General features: G+C 67.8%; 3 protein-coding genes. All 3 read left to right on the top strand.

Annotated features, from left to right (window positions below; genetic code table 11):
- Positions 1 to 74: 74 nt before the first annotated feature.
- Entirely contained in the window at positions 75 to 905 is an 831-nt protein-coding gene (locus EOA32_RS36225; RefSeq protein ID WP_066990006.1) for an ABC transporter permease, read from the top strand.
- Complete coding sequence (locus tag EOA32_RS36230; RefSeq protein ID WP_066990009.1) at positions 902 to 1,726, top strand: ABC transporter ATP-binding protein; 825 nt, start codon at positions 902 to 904, stop codon at positions 1,724 to 1,726. Before EOA32_RS36225 ends, EOA32_RS36230 begins: the two co-directional genes overlap by 4 nt.
- On the top strand, positions 1,723 to 2,479 hold a 757-nt coding region (locus EOA32_RS36235), incomplete at its 3' end, for an ATP-binding cassette domain-containing protein (RefSeq protein ID WP_145971490.1). The genes EOA32_RS36230 and EOA32_RS36235, both read left to right, overlap by 4 nt.

The following is a 2,479-nucleotide window of genomic DNA, read 5'->3' on the forward strand; positions in this document are numbered from 1 at the left end:
ATCGTCATCAACCTCCTGGTCGATCTCGCCTACGCCTTCCTCGATCCGCGCGTCGGTGCCGGCGAGGCGGTCGCATGAAGAGGCTGCATCGCTTTTTCCAGACGCCGGAAGCGATCGCCGGCGCACTCATCCTCACCTTGCTCGTCGCGATCGCGCTGGCAGCGCCGCTGCTCTTTCCGGGCGACCCGCAAGCGATCGCCGGCCCGGCCTTGCTGCCGCCGTTGCAAAATTGGTCGCTGCCGCTCGGCACCGACCGGCTCGGCCGCGACGTGCTGGCCGAACTTTTCCACGGCGCGCGCACCTCGCTGGCGGTTGGACTAGCGGCGGCCGCAGCTGCGCTTCTGGTCGGCGCGGTGGTGGGCACGCTGGCCGGTTTCGCCGGCGGCTTGATCGACGAGGTGCTGATGCGCATCACCGACGCCTTCCAGACCGTGCCTAGTTTTTTGCTGGCGCTGGCGTTCGTCAGCATCGTCGGCCCCTCGCTTGGTGTGGTGATCGCGGCCATCGCGCTCGGCGCCTGGACCGGGCCGGCGCGGGTGGCGCGCGCGGAAGTGCTGTCGATCCGCGAGCGCGACTATGTCGCCGGCGCTCGCGTCATCGGCATGCATCCGCTCGAGATTGCCTTTCGCGAGGTGCTGCCCAATGCGCTGCCGCCGGTGCTGGCGCTTTCCTCGGTGATCGTCGCGGCCGCCATCCTCACCGAAGCAGCGCTTTCCTTCCTCGGCCTCGGTGATCCCAACCGCGTCACCTGGGGCGGCATGATCGCCGAAGGCCGCACTGTCTTGCGCACCGCGCCTTTCCTGTCGATCGTTCCCGGTATCGCGCTGGTGCTGACCGTTCTCGGCGTTTACCTCGCCGGCGAGGGCGTGGTGGAAAGCACCGCGGTACGCAGGAGCCTCTCGTGACTGCGCTGCTTTCGATCCGCGATCTGACGGTGCGGTATCGGCGCGAGGGCGTCGAGGTAACGGCGCTGAAGGGCATCAGCCTTGATGTGGAAGCCGGGGAACGCCTTGCGATCATCGGTGAGAGCGGCTCGGGCAAGAGCACGCTGGCGCTGGCGGTTGCGGGATTGTTGGCGGAAGCGGCCGAGGTTGGAGGTTCGATCGAGTGGCAGAAACCTCGATCGTCTCATTCCGTGACAGCTTCGCATTTTCAGCCCTTAGGTGGCCGCGACATCGGCTTCGTCTTCCAGGACCCCTCCGTCAGCCTCGACCCGGTGATGCCGGTCGGCAAGCAAATCGCCGAGGTCGCACGCACGCATCTCAACCTCACCTGGCGCGAGGCCTATGCCAAAGCCAAAACCCTGCTCGGACGCGTCCGCTTGCCCGACTCCGAAGCCGCCTTGCGCGCCTATCCGCACCAGCTGTCCGGCGGCCAGAAGCAGCGCGTTGCAATCGCCGCGGCCATCGCCGCCGCCCCGAAACTGCTGATTGCCGACGAGGCGACCAGCGCGCTCGACACCATCGTCCAGGCCGAGATCGTTTCCCTGATCCGCGGGCTGGTCAACGAGGACGGCCTGACGCTCGCCTTCATTAGCCACGACATCGCGCTCGCCGCCACGCTCGCCGAACGCATCGCGGTGCTGCGCCATGGCGAGTTGGTCGAATTGGGCGACACGGACCAGATCCTCAACGCGCCGCGCCATGCCTATACGCGCATGCTGCTCGATGCCCATCTCGGCCTCGACGCCAAGCCGCTTCTTGACCGGCAAGGCGCCTCGGCATGACCGTGCTCGCCGTCTCCAATCTCTCCAAGCGCTATCGCCGCGGCGGCAAACCTTTTGCGGCGGTCGACGATGTCTCGTTTGAGATCGGCCCGGCCGAAACGCTGGCCGTCGCCGGCCCGTCCGGCAGCGGCAAGTCGACGATTGCGCGGCTGGTACTGCGCCTGCTAGAGCCCGACGCTGGGCGCATCCAATTCGAGGGCGCGGACTTGCTTATCTTGTCGGGCGCCGCGTTGCGCGCCCGCCGTGCCCGCCTCCAGATGGTCTTCCAGGATCCGCTCGCCGCCTTTAACCCGCGCTCCACGGTGGCGCGTGCGCTGGACGACCCGTTGCGCATCCACGGCATCGCCTCGCGCTCGGAGCGCCCGCGCCGCATCGCAGCTCTCTTGGAGCGTGTCGGCCTCGATGCCGGCCTTGCCGCGCGCGCGATCCACGAGATTTCCGGCGGCCAGCGCCAGCGGGTAGCGATCGCCCGCGCCATCACCACCCGACCGTCGCTGATCGTCCTCGACGAGGCGGTCTCGGCGCTCGACGTTTCGGTGCGCGGACAGATCCTGGACTTGCTGCTCGACCTGCAAAGACAGGAACAGATCGCCTATCTCTTCATTTCGCATGATCTCGGCGTAATCCGCGCCCTCGCGCATCGCATCGTTCTCCTCGATGCCGGCCGGGTCGCCGAGAGCGGCGACGCCCGCACCGTCATCGCCAGCCCGCAATCGGCGGTCGGCAAGGCGCTGGTGGCGGCAACCCCGAGGC

The organism is Mesorhizobium sp. M1A.F.Ca.ET.072.01.1.1 (genome assembly GCF_004023325.1).
GTDB lineage: Bacteria > Pseudomonadota > Alphaproteobacteria > Rhizobiales > Rhizobiaceae > Mesorhizobium.

What these genes read in the sequence shown, in the direction of transcription:
- EOA32_RS36225 (WP_066990006.1), top strand. Translation starts at nt 75, where the DNA reads ATGAAGAGGCTGCATCGCTTTTTCCAGACGCCGGAAGCGATCGCCGGC.